The 15,681-nt window shown below is 67.9% G+C and carries 16 protein-coding genes; 10 read left to right on the top strand and 6 right to left on the bottom strand.

Annotated elements, in window-relative coordinates:
• Nucleotides 1–112: 112 nt before the first annotated feature.
• Nucleotides 113–2,032: a sigma 54-interacting transcriptional regulator gene (locus V5F84_RS01105; protein WP_394046369.1), complete on the bottom strand. Its 1,920-nt coding sequence runs from the start codon at nt 2,030–2,032 to the stop codon at nt 113–115.
• A 178-nt stretch (nt 2,033–2,210) separates the two neighbouring features.
• Here V5F84_RS01105 and V5F84_RS01100 point away from each other — a divergent pair, with 178 nt between their 5' ends.
• The 6 genes from V5F84_RS01100 (at nt 2,211) to V5F84_RS01075 (ending at nt 7,181) form a co-directional block, all read left to right on the top strand.
• Nucleotides 2,211–3,566 carry a CmpA/NrtA family ABC transporter substrate-binding protein gene (locus V5F84_RS01100; RefSeq protein ID WP_394046367.1) on the top strand — a complete coding sequence of 452 codons (1,356 nt, stop codon included), beginning with the start codon at nt 2,211–2,213 and terminating at the stop codon, nt 3,564–3,566.
• 5 nt (nt 3,567–3,571) lie between these two features.
• Nucleotides 3,572–4,426, top strand: coding sequence for a nitrate ABC transporter permease (gene ntrB / locus V5F84_RS01095; RefSeq protein WP_394046365.1), 855 nt, complete (start codon nt 3,572–3,574; stop codon nt 4,424–4,426).
• 5 nt (nt 4,427–4,431) lie between these two features.
• Entirely contained in the window at nt 4,432–5,322 is an 891-nt protein-coding gene (locus tag V5F84_RS01090) for an ABC transporter ATP-binding protein (protein WP_394046363.1), read from the top strand.
• 28 nt (nt 5,323–5,350) lie between these two features.
• The gene (gene cynS, locus V5F84_RS01085) at nt 5,351–5,833 is read left to right on the top strand and encodes a cyanase (RefSeq protein ID WP_394046361.1); all 483 of its coding nucleotides are present in this window, start codon (nt 5,351–5,353) and stop codon (nt 5,831–5,833) included.
• A 122-nt stretch (nt 5,834–5,955) separates the two neighbouring features.
• Nucleotides 5,956–6,828, top strand: a complete 873-nt coding sequence (locus V5F84_RS01080) for an alpha/beta fold hydrolase (protein WP_394046359.1) — start codon at nt 5,956–5,958, stop codon at nt 6,826–6,828.
• 92 nt (nt 6,829–6,920) lie between these two features.
• Nucleotides 6,921–7,181: a hypothetical protein gene (locus V5F84_RS01075; protein WP_394046357.1), complete on the top strand. Its 261-nt coding sequence runs from the start codon at nt 6,921–6,923 to the stop codon at nt 7,179–7,181.
• Nucleotides 7,182–7,329: 148 nt separating this feature from the next.
• Here V5F84_RS01075 and V5F84_RS01070 read toward each other — a convergent pair whose 3' ends face one another.
• Genes V5F84_RS01070 through V5F84_RS01055 form a run of 4 tightly spaced genes read right to left on the bottom strand, consistent with a single transcriptional unit; the run spans nt 7,330 to nt 10,524 of the window.
• Entirely contained in the window at nt 7,330–8,727 is a 1,398-nt protein-coding gene (locus V5F84_RS01070) for an NAD(P)(+) transhydrogenase (Re/Si-specific) subunit beta (protein WP_394046355.1), read from the bottom strand.
• A 10-nt stretch (nt 8,728–8,737) separates the two neighbouring features.
• Nucleotides 8,738–9,193, bottom strand: a complete 456-nt coding sequence (locus tag V5F84_RS01065) for a proton-translocating transhydrogenase family protein (RefSeq protein WP_348845524.1) — start codon at nt 9,191–9,193, stop codon at nt 8,738–8,740.
• Nucleotides 9,190–10,341 carry a Re/Si-specific NAD(P)(+) transhydrogenase subunit alpha gene (locus V5F84_RS01060; protein ID WP_394046353.1) on the bottom strand — a complete coding sequence of 384 codons (1,152 nt, stop codon included), beginning with the start codon at nt 10,339–10,341 and terminating at the stop codon, nt 9,190–9,192. Before V5F84_RS01060 ends, V5F84_RS01065 begins: the two co-directional genes overlap by 4 nt.
• 30 nt (nt 10,342–10,371) lie before the next feature.
• Nucleotides 10,372–10,524: an aa3-type cytochrome c oxidase subunit IV gene (locus tag V5F84_RS01055; protein ID WP_394046351.1), complete on the bottom strand. Its 153-nt coding sequence runs from the start codon at nt 10,522–10,524 to the stop codon at nt 10,372–10,374.
• Between the two features lie 448 nt (nt 10,525–10,972).
• On the opposite strand from V5F84_RS01055, the gene V5F84_RS01050 reads away from it, so the two are divergent.
• From V5F84_RS01050 to V5F84_RS01035, 4 genes are all read left to right on the top strand, one after another.
• Nucleotides 10,973–12,076, top strand: coding sequence for a PA0069 family radical SAM protein (locus tag V5F84_RS01050; RefSeq protein WP_394046387.1), 1,104 nt, complete (start codon nt 10,973–10,975; stop codon nt 12,074–12,076).
• A gap of 8 nt (nt 12,077–12,084) precedes the next feature.
• Entirely contained in the window at nt 12,085–12,561 is a 477-nt protein-coding gene (locus V5F84_RS01045) for a VOC family protein (protein WP_394046349.1), read from the top strand.
• A gap of 318 nt (nt 12,562–12,879) precedes the next feature.
• Nucleotides 12,880–13,347, top strand: coding sequence for a GNAT family N-acetyltransferase (locus tag V5F84_RS01040; protein ID WP_394046347.1), 468 nt, complete (start codon nt 12,880–12,882; stop codon nt 13,345–13,347).
• Nucleotides 13,348–13,486: 139 nt separating this feature from the next.
• Nucleotides 13,487–13,765 carry a GNAT family N-acetyltransferase gene (locus tag V5F84_RS01035; RefSeq protein WP_394046345.1) on the top strand — a complete coding sequence of 93 codons (279 nt, stop codon included), beginning with the start codon at nt 13,487–13,489 and terminating at the stop codon, nt 13,763–13,765.
• Between the two features lie 27 nt (nt 13,766–13,792).
• On the opposite strand, the gene V5F84_RS01030 is transcribed toward V5F84_RS01035, so the two are convergent.
• Nucleotides 13,793–15,625 carry an ABC transporter transmembrane domain-containing protein gene (locus V5F84_RS01030; protein WP_394046343.1) on the bottom strand — a complete coding sequence of 611 codons (1,833 nt, stop codon included), beginning with the start codon at nt 15,623–15,625 and terminating at the stop codon, nt 13,793–13,795.
• Nucleotides 15,626–15,681: the final 56 nt, after the last annotated feature.

Genomic DNA, 15,681 nt, shown 5'->3' with positions numbered 1-15,681 from the left:
TCGGGCGCACCTTCGCCGCCCATGACTCCGCGACCCGCGCCAGCGCATCGCCCTCTCCCTCCGGCCGGCGCCGCGCCCCTCGTCTAACGCGCTCGGTCGCCTGCCCCCGCCTTCAGCATCCGGCCCTCAGCGTCCCCGGCTTGGCGGCCGCGATGCCGAGGGTCTTCATGCGCGAGGCGAGGGTGGTGGGCTTGAGGCCGAGCCGCTCGGCCGCGCCGCCCGGGCCGGACACCTTGCCGCCGGCCGCCTCCAGCGCCGCGAGGATGCTGGCGCGATGGCGGGCGCGGCGTTCGCCCTCGGTCTCCAGCCCTTCCGTCGCGCCCGGCGCGGGAGGCGGCGCGGCGTGGGCGTGGGGCTCCGGCAGATCGATGGTGAGGCGGCCGTTACGGGCGAGGATGATGCCGCGCTCGATCACGTTCTGAAGCTCGCGCACATTGCCCGGCCAGTGGTAGGCGACCAGCTTGCGCATGTCGCCCTCGCTCAATTGCAGCGCGCCGGAGAGCGGCTTGCGCGCCGCCCCGCCGAGGAAATGCAGAGCGAGGGCGGGAATATCCTCCCGCCGCTCGCGCAAGGGCGCGGATTCGATGGGCATGACATTGAGGCGGTAGAACAGATCCTCGCGGAACCGCCCGGCGCGCACCTCGGCCCGCAGGTCGCGATTGGTGGCGGCGATGATGCGCACGTCCACGGAGCGGGTGCGCTCCTCGCCGATGCGCTCGAACTGGCCTTCCTGGAGCACCCGCAGCAGCTTGCTTTGCAGCTCGATGGGGATTTCGCCCACCTCGTCGAGGAACAGCGTGCCGTGGTCGGCGAGTTCGAACCGTCCGATGCGGTCGCGCAGCGCGCCGGTGAAGGCGCCGCGCGCATGGCCGAAGAATTCGCTCTCGAACAATTCGCGCGGGATGGCCGCGCAATTCACCCGGATCAGCGGCCGCTCGCGCCGGTCGCTGGCCTCGTGGATGGCGCGGGCGATCAATTCCTTGCCGGTGCCGCTCTCCCCGGTGATGAGGACGCTCGCCTCCGTGGGCGCCACCAGTTCCACCTGGCGCAGCACTTTCTTGATGGCCTCGCTGCGGCCGATGACGCCGCGATGGCTGCCCTCGGCGCGGATTTCCTCCTGGAGATAGGCGTTTTCCAGCTCCAGCCGCTCGCGCAGGCTGTCCACCTCGGCGAGGGCGGCGCGCAGTTTCTCGTCCGCCTCGCGGCGCTGGGTGACATTGCGGAACGCCACCACCGCGCCGATCAGCACGCCCCGGTCGCGGATCGGGGTCGAGGTATATTCCACCCACACCGGCTTGCCCGAGCGATGCCAGAACACCTCGTTCTCCACCCGGTGCACGGCGCCGTCGCGGAACGCGGCGTAGATCGGGCAGGTCTTGTGGGGGTAGGGGCTGCCGTCGTGGTGGTGATGATGCACCATGGTGTGCATGTCGCGGCCGATCAGCTCCTCCGCCGTCCAGCCGAGGATCTGCTCGGCGGCGGGATTGACGAAGGTGGTCTTGCCCTCCGAATTCACCCCATAGATGCCTTCCCCCACCGCATGGAGGATGAGGCGGTTCTCGCGCTCGATGTCGCGGAAGAAGCGGTCCACCCGCTGCCATTCGGCGATGCCCTCGCGCATGAAGGAATCCGCATCGGCGTCGATGTCGCGGCGGTGGCGGGCGTCGAGATCGTGCAGGGTGATCAGCAGGGTGCGCCCGCGCGGGCTTGAGACCTGGATGCCGGCATATTCCAGCCGCAGGGGGCGCCCGTCGGCGTGATGGGGCGTCAGCGAGCGCGTCCAATGGGCGCCGCGATCCATCACCGCCTGGGTGAACACCACCAGAGCGGAGGCCTGGCCGGGATGCAGATCGAAGATCTGCATGGCTTTGAGCGCCTCGCGGGCATGGCCCAGCAGGCGGCAGGCGGCGGGATTGGCGTCGAGGATGCGGGCGGTTTCCGTATCGACCGCCAGCTCCGCCTCGATCCCCGCGTCGAAGGCGGGGCCGAACGGGCCGAAGCGCGGCAGCTGGGGCAGATCGAGGGCGTCCATTTACGATTTTTCGCGAGTTGAATTACGAAAAATCATAAATCGCGAAAACTCGTAAATCCAGCGCTTTCGCCAGTCCATTGATAAAGCGCGCAAAAATCCGGTGCCCTGTGGTGGCATGCGCCTTGCTTAACGTCAGGAGGAGAGCTTTCCCCTCCGGTCGTGCAGCATGAGGCGGTCCATGACGAGCAAAGACACCTTCCGGCGCTTTTCCCGTTTGTTTTCCGGCTGCGCGTGCGGCCGGCACCGCTCGGCGGCGGAGCACGAAGCCGCAGCCCGTGCCTCGGAGGAGGCGCGCTACGGCAGCCTGGTGGAAAAGACGGTGCTGCATGCCCTGTTTCCGCAGGACGCCCCTCGCCGCGCCTTCCTGAAAGCCATCGGCGGCACCACGGTCGCCGCGGCCCTTGCCCAATTCCTGCCCATGGGCCTGGTCACGGAAGCCTTCGCGCAAGGCACCGGGCCGATCGAGAAGAAGGACCTCAAGGTCGGCTTCATCCCCATCACCTGCGCGACGCCCATCATCATGGCGCACCCGCTCGGCTTCTACACCAAGCAGGGCCTGAACGTGGACGTGGTGAAGACCGCCGGCTGGGCGGTGGTGCGCGACAAGACCATCAACAAGGAATACGACGCCTCCCACATGCTCTCGCCCATGCCCATCGCCATCTCGATGGGCCTCGGCTCCAATCCCATTCCCTTCTCCGTGCCGGCCATCGAGAACATCAACGGCCAGGCGATCACGCTGGCCATGAAGCACAAGGACAAGCGCGACCCGAAGGATTGGAAGGGCTTCAAGCTCGCCATCCCGTTCGACTATTCCATGCACAATTACCTGCTGCGCTATTATCTGGCGGAGCACGGCATCGACCCCGACGCGGACGTGCAGCTGCGCTCCGTGCCGCCGCCGGAGATGGTCGCCAACCTGCGCGCCGACAATATCGACGGCTTCCTGGCGCCGGATAATGTCTGCCAGCGCGCGGTCTATGACGGGGTGGGCTTCATCCATATCCTCTCGAAGGAAATCTGGGACGGTCATCCCTGCTGCTCGTTCACCGCCAGCAAGGACTTCGTCACCACCAATCCCAACACCTATGCCGCCCTGCTGCGCGCCATCATCGACGCCAGCGCCTATGCCCAGAAGCCGGAGAACCGCAAGGAGATCGCCGAGGCCATCGCCCCCGCGAACTATCTCAACGCGCCGCCGGTGGTGCTGGAACAGGTGCTCACCGGCACCTATGCGGACGGCCTCGGCAACATCAAGAAGGACCCGAACCGGGTGTCCTTCGAGCCCTTCCCGTACGATTCCTTCGCCATCTGGATTCTCACCCAGATGAAGCGCTGGGGCCAGGTGAAGGGCGACGTGGATTATGCCGGCATCGCCAAGCAGGTGTTCCTGGCCACCGAATGCGCCGCCGTGATGAAGGACATGGGCCTCACCCCGCCGGCGCCCACCAAGACCATCGTCGTCATGGGCAAGCCGTTCGATCCCGCCAAGCCCGACGCCTATGTGGCGAGCTTCGCCATCAAGCGGACCTGAGCCCCATGACCTCGTCGCTGACCTTGCGCGCGGCCCTGGTTTCGGTGCTGCTGCTGGCGGTGTTCCTGCTGATCTGGCAGGGCGCCACCGCCGGCTTCGGCGCCGGCGGGCCGGGCGCGGCCTCCGGGATGGATCCGGAATATGCCAAGCTCATGGGCCTCACCGCCACCACCGGGAAATCGGCCATGCCGAGCCCGGTGGAGGTGGGCAGCCAGCTCGTCAAGCTGCTGTCCGACCCGTTCTACGACAAGGGGCCGAACGACAAGGGCCTTGGCATCCAGCTCGCCTTTTCGCTCGGCCGGGTGCTGATCGGCTACGGCATCGCGGTGCTGGTGGCGATCCCGCTCGGCTTCGTCATCGGCATGTCGGCGCTGATGAGCAAGGCGCTCGACCCCTTCATCCAGGTGCTGAAACCCATCTCGCCGCTCGCCTGGATGCCGCTCGCGCTCTACACCATCAAGGATAGCTCCATCTCGGCGGTGTTCGTCATCTTCATCTGCTCCGTGTGGCCGATGCTGCTGAACACCGCCTTCGGCGTCGCCAGCGTGCGCAAGGAATGGCTGAACGTGGCGCGCACCCTGGAAGTGGGGCCGTTCAAGCGCGCCTTCACCGTGATCCTGCCCGCCGCCGCGCCGACCATCCTCACTGGCATGCGGATTTCCATCGGCATCGCCTGGCTCGTGATCGTCGCGGCCGAGATGCTCGTGGGCGGCACCGGCATCGGCTATTTCGTCTGGAACGAGTGGAACAACCTGTCCATCACCAATGTGATCATCGCCATCCTGGTGATCGGATTGATGGGCATGCTGCTGGACCAGATGCTCGCCTTCGTCGCCCGCCTCGTCACCTTTCCGGAGTGAGGCGCATGAGCGAGCCCCGCTATGTTTCCATCGAAGGCATCTCGCGCCGCTTCCAGGCGGCCGGCGGCCGCACCACGACCGTGTTCGAGGACCTGTGGTTCTCCATGAACAAGGGCGAGTTCGCCTGCATCATCGGCCATTCCGGCTGCGGCAAGACCACGGTGCTGAACATCCTCTCCGGCCTCGACAAGCCGGACGACGGCGCGGTGGTGGTGGACGGCGCCGCCATCGAGGGACCGGCGCTGGACCGCGCCGTGATCTTCCAGAGCCACGCTTTGCTGCCCTGGCTGACCGTGCTCGGCAATGTGGCCTATGCGGTCTCCTCCCGCCACAAGGGCTGGAGCCGGGCGCAGGTGCGCGCGCACGCCATGCGCTTCATCGAGGTGGTCGGGCTCAAGGGGGCGGAGAACAAGCGGCCGTCCGAACTCTCCGGCGGCATGAAGCAGCGCGTCGGGATTGCCCGCGCGCTCTCCATCGAGCCCAAGATGCTGCTGATGGACGAGCCCTTCTCCGCGCTCGACGCGCTCACCCGCGGCACGTTGCAGGACGAGGTGCGCCGCATCTGCCTGGAGACCGGGCAGACCGTGTTCATGATCACCCATGACGTGGACGAGGCGATCTATCTCGCCGACCGCATCGTGCTGATGACCAACGGCCCCAACGCCACCATCGCCGAGATCGTGCAGAACCCCCTGCCGCGCGAGCGCCGCCGCCTCGACATCCACAAGCAGGGCGATTTCTACGCGGTGCGGAACCATCTCATCGACTTCCTGGTGGAGCGCTCGAAGACCTTCAAGGACCAGCGCCCCGCCGGATACGACCACCGCCATCCCCCGGTGGTGCGCCCCACCGCGTCGCCCCAGCCCTCGCCCGACGGCGACAAGCGGGCCGCGTGAAACGACCGAGACTCAAGGAGCAGAAAACATGAAGCGCGAGCAACTCACCGAGAAGATCCTCGACATCAAGCGCGAGAAGGGCTGGACCTGGAAGTACATCACGGACGAGATCGGCGGCATGTCGCCGATGCTGGTGGTGGGCGCGCTGCTCGGCCAGATGAAGCTGGTGAAGCCGCTGGCCAAGGCCGCCGCCGAGCTGTTCGGCCTCTCCGAGGTCGAGGAGCGCATGCTGAACGAAGTGCCCTATCGCGGCACGCCCATGCCCCCCACCGACCCGCTGATCTATCGCTTCTATGAGATGGTGATGGTGAACGGCCCGGCGTTCAAGGCGCTGATCGAGGAGGAATTCGGCGACGGCATCATGTCCGCCATCGATTTCGACATCGACATGGAGCGCCTCGCCAATCCCAAGGGCGACCGCGTGAAGCTGACCATGACCGGCAAGTTCCTGCCGTACAAATATTACGGCGCCGAGCAGGGCACGCCGGAATACGGCTTCAAGGAAGGCTGAGGACGCGAGACTCCCGCGCGGAAAAAGGCGCGGGAGTTTGCGAACGGCGCGCATCTGGCGGCTCCCGCGCGCGCGTTTCCTGTTATCGTACCTCCTCCTGCACGCGGGGGGAGGGCGCCGAAATGACTGCGGATCAAGGGACGCCGGAAGACGACGTGGGCTTGGACATCGCGAGCCGCTTCGTCGAGCTTGGCCCGTTGCGCCTGCATTATCTCGAAGCGGGCGAAGGCGCGCCGGTGCTCCTGCTGCACGGCTATGCGCAGACCAGCCATATGTGGCGGCCGCTGATCGCCGAACTCGCCAGGACCCACCGCGTGATCGCGCCCGACCTGCGCGGTTTCGGCGAATCTTCGAAGCCCGAGGCCGGGTACGACAAGACGACCCTCGCACAGGACGTGCGCGCCCTCGCCACGGCGCTCGGCATCGACCGCGCGGGCGTGGTCGGGCACGATATCGGGCTGATGGTGGCCTATGCCTATGCCGCCCAATATCCTGAGGCGGTGACGCGCATCGCCCTGATGGATGCCTTCCTTCCCGGTGTCGGGGATTGGACGCATGTGTGGCTGATGCGCGACCTGTGGCATTTCCACTTCTACGGCAAGACGCCGCTGGCCCTCGTGGAAGGCCGCGAGCGCATCTATTTCGAGCATTTCTGGAACGATTTCGCCGCCGATCCCGCCCATTCGGTCTCCGAGGCCGACCGGCAATTCTATGCGGCCGCCTATGCCCAGCCCGGCGGCATGGCGGCGGGGTTCGAGGTGTTCCGCGCGTTCGAGCGCGACGCGGCGGATTTCGCGGCCTTCGCCAAGACCAAGCTTGCCATGCCCATGCTGGTGCTCACCGGCGAGAAGGCGTCCGGCGAATTCCTCATCGCCCAGGGCCGGCTGGTGGCTGAGAACGTGGAGGGCGTGGTGGTCGAGGGCTCGGGCCATTGGCTGATGGACGAGGCGCCGGAGAAGGTCATTCCCCGTCTCGTGGCCTTCTTCGCGGACTGAGCACGGGTGCGCGCGGTATCGCGGAAGGGCATTTCATTCTATCGGCTCTCTCCCGCAAGCGGGGGAGGGATGGGAACCGGGAGATAAACGCAATGTCGACGCGTGAGCCGCAGCCTCAGCCGCAACGGTCCAACAGCTGGGCGGTGACCGGAGGCGTGAGCGTGATCCTGCTGACCGGCATGGCCGCCATTGCCAAGCTCCATGAGGACGGCGGGGACCTCGGCTTCCTGGCGCTCATCCTGGTGGTGACTGTGGCCGGCGCCTTCGCGCTCGCGCGCTTCATCTCCCGCCACGGCCACGAGATCGGAGAAGCCCGGTTCGACACCACGCCGAAGGAGCCACCGGCCGCCTGAACGCTTCCGGCGAGACCGCTCCGCGACGCCTGCCCGCCGGGGGATGGCGCCATCGCCGCGCAAACTTTGACCGCACATAAAAAGGCCGCCGGGCTTGCGCTCCGGCGGCCTTTCTTTTCGTCCCGTCCCTCGCAAAGGAGGGCGGCGATCAGAGGTTCTTGACCACTTCCTCGGTGACCTTCTTGGCGTCGCCGAACAGCATCATCGTGTTGTCGCGGAAGAACAGCTCGTTCTCGACGCCGGCATAGCCGGAGCCCATGCCGCGCTTGATGAACAGCACCGTCTTGGCCTTTTCGACATCCAGGATCGGCATGCCGTAGATGGCGGAGGTCGGGTCGGTCTTCGCGGCCGGGTTGGTCACGTCGTTGGCGCCGATGACGAAGGCCACGTCCGCCTGGGCGAACTCGCTGTTGATGTCTTCGAGTTCGAAGACCTCGTCATATGGCACCTGGGCTTCCGCCAGCAGCACGTTCATGTGCCCGGGCATGCGGCCCGCCACCGGATGGATGGCGTACTTCACCTCGACGCCCTCTTCCTTCAGCTTGTCGGCCATCTCGCGCAGCGCGTGCTGGGCCTGGGCCACTGCCATGCCGTAGCCCGGCACGATGATGACCTTCTGGGCATTCTTCATGATGTAGGCGGCATCGTCCGCCGACCCCTGCTTCACCGGGCGGGTTTCCGCCGCCCCGCCGGCACCCGCCGCCACTTCGCCACCGAAGCCGCCGAGGATGACCGAGATGAAGGAGCGGTTCATGCCCTTGCACATGATGTAGGACAGGATGGCGCCCGAGGAGCCCACCAGCGCGCCCGTGATGATGAGCGCGGTGTTGCCCAGCGTGAAGCCGATGCCCGCCGCCGCCCAGCCCGAATAGGAGTTGAGCATGGATACCACCACCGGCATGTCGGCGCCGCCGATCGGCACGATCAGCAGGCCGCCCAGCACCAGCGACAGGATGGTGATGATCCAGAACAGCGGGATCGAGCCGGTCATCACGAAGGCGATGATCAGCACCACCAGCAGCAGCGCGAGGCCGCCATTGATGAAGTGCCGGCCCGGCAGCATGATCGGCTTGCCCGACATGTTGCCGTTGAGCTTGGCGAAGGCGATGATCGAGCCGGTGAAGGTGATCGCGCCGATGGCGACGCCCAGCGTCATCTCGATCAGGCTGGCGCCGTGGATGTTGCCGGGCTCGCCGATGCCAAACGCGGCCGGGGCATAAAGGGCGGCAGCCGCCACCAGCACCGCCGCGAGGCCCACCAGCGAGTGGAAGGCGGCGACCAGCTGCGGCATGGCGGTCATGGCGATACGGCGGGCGACAACCGCGCCGATGCCGCCGCCGATGCCGATGCCGGCAATCACCAGCACCCAGCCGAGAATGTCGGCGGGGGGCGAGAGGGCCAGCGTGGTGAGCACGGCGATGGCCATGCCGACCATGCCGAACATGTTGCCCTGGCGGGACGTGGTCGGGTGCGAGAGCCCCCGCAGCGCCAGGACGAAGAGGATGCCCGCAACCAGATAGAGAAGCGCGGCCAGATTGGCGTTCATGGGTCCGCCCTCACTTCTTCTTTTGGTACATGGCGAGCATGCGGCTGGTCACCAGGAACCCGCCGAAAATGTTCACCGACGCAAAGATGAGAGCGATGAAGCCGAAGCCGCGCGCCCACAGAGAATGGCCGGCATCGCCGACCGTGGAAACGCCGACCGCAAGCAACGCGCCCACCACGATCACCGAGGAGATGGCGTTGGTGACCGACATGAGCGGGGTGTGGAGCGCAGGCGTCACCGACCACACGACGTAATAGCCGACGAACACGGCCAGCACGAAGATGGAGAGGCGGAACACGAACGGATCGATGGCCCCGCCCGTGGCGGCATGAGCCACCGCGCCGAGGGCGGTGGCCGCCTGGTCGGCATAGATCTGGGCGGCTTCGGCGGCCTGGCGGGCCACCTCGGCGGCGGCGCGCGCCTGGGCGGCGGCGTCAGCGGCGGTCTGGGCAGTGATGGGGTTCATTGGGCGGCTCCCTCAACCTTGGGGGCGAAGTTCGGGTGAACCACGGCGCCGTCGCGGGTGAGGAGCGTCGCCTTCACGAGCTCGTCGTCCCACTTCACGGCGAGGGCCTTGGCCGACTTGTCCACCAGGGTCTCGACGAAGGCGTAGAGGTTCTTCGCGTACAGCAGCGAGGCGGAGGCGGCGATGCGGCCGGCGACATTGAGATAGCCGACGATCTTCACGCCGTTGGCGTCCACCACCTGGCCGGGCTCGGCGCCTTCCACATTGCCGCCGCGCTCGACCGCGAGGTCGATCAGCACGGAGCCCGGCTTCATGGAAGCCACCATGGCCGCCGTCACCAGCCGCGGCGCGGCGCGGCCGGGGATCAGGGCGGTGGTGATGACGATGTCCTGCTTCTTGATGTGCTCGGCGACGAGTGCCGCCTGCTTGGCCTGATACTCGGCCGACATGGGCTTGGCGTAGCCGGCGGCGGTCTCGGCCTGCTTGAACTCGTCGTCTTCCACGGCGACGAACTTGGCGCCGAGGGATTCGACCTGTTCCTTGGAGGCGGGGCGCACGTCGGTCGCGGTCACCACGGCGCCGAGGCGGCGGGCGGTGGCGATGGCCTGGAGGCCGGCGACGCCGGCGCCCATGACGAACACGCGGGCGGCGGGAACCGTGCCGGCGGCGGTCATCATCATGGGCAGCGCGCGGCCGAACTGCTCGGCGGCGTCGATGACGGCGCGATAGCCGGCGAGATTGGCCTGGGAGGACAGCACGTCCATCACCTGCGCGCGGGTGATGCGGGGCATCAGCTCCATGGCGAAGGCGGCGACGCCGGCGTCGGCCATGGCCTTCAGCGCGGCCTCGTTGCCGTAGGGGTCCATGATGGCGAACACCAGGGCGCCGCGCTTATAGGACGAAAGTTCAGCTTCCGTCGGACGGCGAACCTTGAGTACCACATCGGCACCGCTCACCGCGTCGAATGCGGTCTGAGCGACGGTGGCACCGGCGGCTTCATAATCCGCGTCGAGGATGCCGGAATTCAGGCCTGCGCCGCTTTCGACCACGACGTTGGCGCCAAGCGCGGTCAGGCGCTTCACCGTATCGGGGCTCGCAGCGACCCGCGGCTCGCCGAGATCAATCTCGACGGGGACAGCGATTTTCATTGAAACGTCTCCGAAGTCCGAGTGCGAGACTCAGAGCAGGAAAATCCACATGAGGACGAGGATGACGGCGACCGTGATCGCGCCGTATTTCGTGAGCTGCGTAAAGAGCGCAAACGTCCGGGCATGCTCGGCGTAATCGTTGCCCTCGGCTGTCATATATTCAATTGTGCCGTGCTCGGCCATTGGCGTTTCCCCTCAGCTGACGGTGGCCTTGGCCCTTTAGCGGAGAAGGGCTGCTGTGGCAACTCGCGCTGGTGGACAATATACCAGATACGCCAAGGTTCAAGGCCAAAAACGCGCCGCGTTCCGCCGCGAATGTTCTTGTTTTGTTCGTGCGCTGATGTAGCATGAAAGCATGGATTCTCAGCGCGATTCTGCCCTTCCGGTAGCTTCAGCCGGCGCCCCCGCCGCCGGGGCCGCGGCGCGGCCGGTGCGGGCGCAGGCGAAGCGTTCCGTCGCATCCGCGACAAAAAAAAGCAACAAAAGCGACCAGATTGTTGGCCGCTTGGCGGTGGATCGGGGCCAGCGCGCGGTCGCGCGGGCCGAGGCGCTCGCCCAGGCGCGTGCCGAAGCGGAAGTCGCGGCGCTGCCGCAGGCGCCGGCCGCAGGGGCGACGACGGCCCCCGACCATATGCTGACGGCGGTGGACGTGGACCCGCTGGCCCAGGTGGGCGAAGCCCGCCGCCGGGGGCGCGGCGCGGTCTCCAACGCCGCCGGCCGCTTCGAGCCGGCCGCCCGCATCCTGTTCGACGACGGCTGGGCGAGCCTGGAGGACCTGCCCGCCTTCCGCACCGAAGTGGTGGAGGAGCGCGCGCGCACCGTCATCACCCGCAACACCTCGCCGGATATCGCCTTCGACCGGTCGATCAACGCCTATCGCGGCTGCGAGCACGGCTGCATCTATTGCTTCGCCCGGCCCACCCATGCCTATCACGGGCTTTCGGCGGGGCTGGATTTCGAGAGCAAGCTGTTCGTCAAGCCGGACGCGCCGGAGCTGCTGGCGCGCGAGCTGATGCACCGCACCTATACGCCGCGCACCATCGCCATGGGCACCAATACCGACCCCTACCAGCCCATCGAGCGGCAATATGAGGTCACGCGCCGGCTGCTGGAGGTGCTGCGGGATTTCGGCCATCCCGTGGGCATCGTCACCAAGTCCGGCCTCGTGGCGCGGGACATCGACATTCTCGCCCCCATGGCCGCGCGCGGGCTGGTGAAGGTGGCGATCTCCATCACCACCCTCGATCCCAAGCTCGCCCGCCTGATGGAGCCGCGCGCGGCGAGCCCGGCGCGGCGGCTGGAGACCATCCGGCGGCTGAGCGAGGCGGGCATTCCCACCGCTGTGCTCACCGCGCCCCTGATCCCCGCGCTCAACGACATGGAGATCGAGCGCATTCTCGACAGCGCCAAGGCGGCCGGCGCCAGCGAGGCCGGCTATGTGACGCTGCGCCTGCCGCTGGAGATCGCCGACATGTTCCGCGAATGGCTGGCCGCCCATTTCCCCGAGAAGGCGCGCCACATCATGTCGCTGGTGCGCGAGATGCACGGCGGCAAGGATTATGATTCCGGCTTCGGCAAGCGTGGCCGGGGGGAAGGGCCCTATGCCTGGACCATCGGCCGGCGGTTCGAGATCGCCGCCCGCCGGCTCGGCCTCGTGGGGCGCGGGCTCAAGCTGACCACCGAGCATTTCAAGCGCGCCACCCAGGTGGGCGAGCAATTGTCCCTGTTCGAGTGAGATCGATCATGACATCCGCGACCGCCGCTCCGTCCGCCTTCGTTCCCGGGTCCGCCCCGCCGCTTCGCCTGCATCTGGTGACGCTGGGCGTCGCCGATCTTCCCCGCTCCATCGCCTTCTACGAAACCCTCGGCCTAGCGCGGCGGGACCGGACGACGGAGGGCGTCGCCTTCTTCGATGCCGGCGGCGTGGTGCTCTCATTGTTTCCGCGCCCCGCGCTCGCCGCCGACGCCATGCGCGCGGACACCGGCACGGGCGGATTTTCCGGCATCGCGCTTGCCTTCAATGTCCCCGCGGCGGACGCGGTGGATGCCGCCCTCGCCGCCGCGCAGGCGGCCGGCGGGACGGTGGTGAAGGCGGGGCAGCGCGTGTTCTGGGGCGGCTATGGCGGCTATTTCACCGATCCCGACGGGCATCTGTGGGAAGTGGCGCACAATCCCTTCTTCCCCTTCGACGCCGCCGGCCGCCTGGTGCTGCCGGACTGAGTGCGACAGAAATTCCCCTGCGCGCAGACCCTGCGCGCCCGGGGAGGGGCCGGCCGCCTCCGCCGGACAGGTCTCGTCCGCCTGGACCTCACCCCTCCCCGCCCTTTCATCTGCCCGCGGTGCGCCCCCCGTGCGCCCGCTGCGCGATCCCGAGGCGGAGGCGCGCCGGCGGCGCCGCCTGGATGGGCCCGACCCCGTGCACGCGGGTGGCTCGCCCAGGGGCATCAAGCCCGGACGGTCGATCGGCCCCAAGGCGGCGATGACGCATGCCGCCGGTCCGCGCTAGACTGGCGCCTCGCCCCTCAGACAAGGCGCAATATGGCTTCGCCCTTTTCCATCGCCCCGTTTGTTCCCGCCCATCTGCCCGCGCTGGCGGACCTGTGGGTCGCCACCTGGGCGCGGACCATGCCGGACATCGATTTCGAGGCCCGCCGCCCCTGGTTCCTGGACCATGTGGCGGCGCTGCAAGGGGCGGGCGCCGAACTCCATGTGGCCTTGGCCGAGGCGGGCGCGCCCGCCGGCTTCGTCGCCATCGATCCGGCCACAGGCTATCTCGATCAACTGGCGGTGGCGCCCGCCTTCTGGGGAAAGGGGGCGGCGGAGGCGCTGATGGAGGCCGCCCGCCGGCGCGCGCCCGCCGGCATCGCGCTCGATGTCAACCAGGACAATCCGCGCGCAGTCGCCTTCTATCAAAAGCTCGGGTTCACCATCGCCTCGGCGGGACAAAACCCCATGTCCGGCCGCGCCATCTGGCGCATGGAATGGCGCCCGCCCGCCTCGGGATGATCCGCCTTCGGCGGCACGGCCGGGCGCGGAAAGCGCACGCGGCCGTGCACAACGGGAAAGTGATGGCGCGGCGCCGCTGCGATCCGGCGTCCATCGGGCTTATGCTTCGCAAGCGCATCGCATGTGGAACGGAGCCCCCATGGAAACAGACGTCATCGACAATCCGGCCCAGCACCGCTTCGAGCTGAAGGTGGGCGAGGAACTGGCGCTGGCTTATTATAAGCTGGACGGCGACCGGGTGATCCTCACCCACACCGAGGTGCCGCAGGCCCTCTCCGGCCAGGGGATCGGCTCGCGTCTCGCGGCCGGCGTGTTCGCCCATATCCGCGAAGACGGGCACAAGGCCGTCACCCAGTGTTCCTTCATGGCCGCATGGGCGGCCCGCCATCCGCAGGTGTCCGACCTCGTGGTCGGCTGAAGCGGCGCCCAACCCTGGCGCGCGGCCTCAGGCCGCGGCGCTGAACTGAAGGGCGGCGAGGCGGGCATAGAGGCCGCCCTTGGCCACCAATTCGCCATGGGTGCCTTCGTCGACGATCCGCCCGTCCTCCATCACCAGGATGCGGTCGGCAGAGAGCACGGTCGCGAGGCGATGGGCGATGACGAGCGTGGTGCGCCCGTCCATGGAACGCTCCAGCGCCATCTGAACCAGGGTCTCGCTCTCGGCATCCAGCGCGCTGGTGGCTTCGTCCAGCAGCAGGATGGGCGCGGCGCGCAGGATCGCGCGGGCGATCACGATGCGCTGGCGCTGGCCGCCCGAGAGGGTGACGCCACGTTCGCCCACCAGCGTGTCCCAGCCGCCGGGCATGCGGGTGACGAATTCGTCCACCAAGGCGGCACGGCCGGCGGCTTCCACCTCGGCGTCGCTCGCCTCAGGGCGGGCGAGGCGGATGTTCTCGCGCACCGTATCGGCGAAGATCGCCACGTCCTGCGGCACCAAGGCGAGGTTGAGCCGCACCGCCACCGGATCGCAGCGCGTCACGTCGATCTCGTCCAGCAGGATGGCGCCGGTCTGCGGGTCGTAGAAGCGCTCCAGCAATTGGAACACGGTGCTCTTGCCGGCGCCGGAGGGGCCGACCAGCGCCACCCGCTCGCCGGGGCGGATGGTGAAGGAAACGTCGCGCAGCGCGGGCGCATGGGGGCGGGTGGGATAGGTGAAGCCCACATGGTCAAAGCGGATGGCGCCGGACACGCGGCCGAGCGCCACCGGCGCGGCGGGGGCCTTCACCTTCGGCTCCTCCTTGAGCAGTTCGCCGATGCGCTCGGCGGCGCCGGAGGCGGCGGACACCTCGCCCCACACTTGCGACAATTCCCCGAGCCCGCTCGCCGCCAGCACCGCGAACAGCAGGAACTGGCTGAGCTGGCCCGACGACATGGACCCGTTGAGCACCGATTGGGCGCCCACCCAGAGCACGCCAACGACGCTCGAAAACACCAGGAAGATGATGACGCCGGTGAGCCAGGAGCGTGCCGCGGTGGCGCCGCGCGCGGCCTCGAAGGACTTTTCCACCGCGCGATCGAAATGGGCGCGGGCGGAGCCCTCGGCGGTGGAGGCCTGGACAGCGCGCATGGCGCCGATCACTTCCGAGGCATAGGCGGAGGCGTCCGCCAGCGTGTCCTGTGCCGCCCGCGAGCGCGCCCGCACCTTGCGGCCGGAGGCGACCAGGGGGAGCACGATCAGGGGAATGACGATCAGCACCAGGCCGGACAGGCGCGGGCTCGTGACCACCATCATGATGACGGCGCCGATGCACATGACGAGGTTGCGCAGCGCCACCGAGGCGGAGGAACCGACCGCGGACTTGATCTGCGTGGTGTCGCCCACCAGCCGCGAGGTCAGCTCGCCGGCGCGCGCGGTGTCGAAGAAGGTGCCGTCCAGCGTGGTAAGGCGGGCGAACACGGCGGCCCGCAGGTCCGCCACCACCCGTTCGCCCAGCGTGGTCACAAGGTAATAGCGCGAGGCCGAGGCGAGGGCGAGCACGGCGACCACGACGATCAGCACCGCGAAATAGCGGTCGATCAGGCCGGCATGGTCGGTGGCAAAGCCGTAGTCGATCATCCGCCGCACCGCCACCGGCATGGCCAGGGTGGCGAGCGCGGCCACGGTCAGTGCGACCAGCGCACCGCAGACCCGCGACCGATAGCGCAGAATATAAGGCCCGAGCGCCAGCAGCGGACCGATGCTGCGGCGGCTTCTGGCCGATTTGGAGGGATCGACGGCGGGTTCCAGTGCGGTGTCGGCTTGTGTCAACGGATGCTCTCGGTTATAGACCCGCCTCATTCCCTCAGGAAACGAATTCATACCGCTGCGGGCTTGAATGCTCGGCGCGGCGAGAA

Source organism: Roseixanthobacter liquoris, assembly GCF_043195135.2.
Taxonomy (GTDB): Bacteria; Pseudomonadota; Alphaproteobacteria; order Rhizobiales; family Xanthobacteraceae; genus NCEH01.
This window is presented reverse-complemented; position numbering and strand designations above follow the sequence as displayed.

Excerpts from the sequence above, each read along its gene's own strand:
- V5F84_RS01070 (WP_394046355.1), bottom strand. The coding sequence starts at position 8,727 with ATGAACGCCAATCTGGCCGCGCTTCTCTATCTGGTTGCGGGCATCCTC.
- V5F84_RS01060 (WP_394046353.1), bottom strand. The coding sequence starts at position 10,341 with ATGAAAATCGCTGTCCCCGTCGAGATTGATCTCGGCGAGCCGCGGGTC.
- V5F84_RS01040 (WP_394046347.1), top strand. The coding sequence starts at position 12,880 with ATGGCTTCGCCCTTTTCCATCGCCCCGTTTGTTCCCGCCCATCTGCCC.
- V5F84_RS01030 (WP_394046343.1), bottom strand. The coding sequence starts at position 15,625 with ATGAGGCGGGTCTATAACCGAGAGCATCCGTTGACACAAGCCGACACC.
- ntrB (WP_394046365.1), top strand. The coding sequence starts at position 3,572 with ATGACCTCGTCGCTGACCTTGCGCGCGGCCCTGGTTTCGGTGCTGCTG.
- V5F84_RS01055 (WP_394046351.1), bottom strand. The coding sequence starts at position 10,524 with ATGGCCGAGCACGGCACAATTGAATATATGACAGCCGAGGGCAACGAT.
- V5F84_RS01050 (WP_394046387.1), top strand. The coding sequence starts at position 10,973 with ATGCTGACGGCGGTGGACGTGGACCCGCTGGCCCAGGTGGGCGAAGCC.
- V5F84_RS01045 (WP_394046349.1), top strand. The coding sequence starts at position 12,085 with ATGACATCCGCGACCGCCGCTCCGTCCGCCTTCGTTCCCGGGTCCGCC.
- V5F84_RS01035 (WP_394046345.1), top strand. The coding sequence starts at position 13,487 with ATGGAAACAGACGTCATCGACAATCCGGCCCAGCACCGCTTCGAGCTG.
- V5F84_RS01065 (WP_348845524.1), bottom strand. The coding sequence starts at position 9,193 with ATGAACCCCATCACTGCCCAGACCGCCGCTGACGCCGCCGCCCAGGCG.
- cynS (WP_394046361.1), top strand. The coding sequence starts at position 5,351 with ATGAAGCGCGAGCAACTCACCGAGAAGATCCTCGACATCAAGCGCGAG.
- V5F84_RS01075 (WP_394046357.1), top strand. The coding sequence starts at position 6,921 with ATGTCGACGCGTGAGCCGCAGCCTCAGCCGCAACGGTCCAACAGCTGG.
- V5F84_RS01080 (WP_394046359.1), top strand. The coding sequence starts at position 5,956 with ATGACTGCGGATCAAGGGACGCCGGAAGACGACGTGGGCTTGGACATC.
- V5F84_RS01100 (WP_394046367.1), top strand. The coding sequence starts at position 2,211 with ATGACGAGCAAAGACACCTTCCGGCGCTTTTCCCGTTTGTTTTCCGGC.
- V5F84_RS01105 (WP_394046369.1), bottom strand. The coding sequence starts at position 2,032 with ATGGACGCCCTCGATCTGCCCCAGCTGCCGCGCTTCGGCCCGTTCGGC.
- V5F84_RS01090 (WP_394046363.1), top strand. The coding sequence starts at position 4,432 with ATGAGCGAGCCCCGCTATGTTTCCATCGAAGGCATCTCGCGCCGCTTC.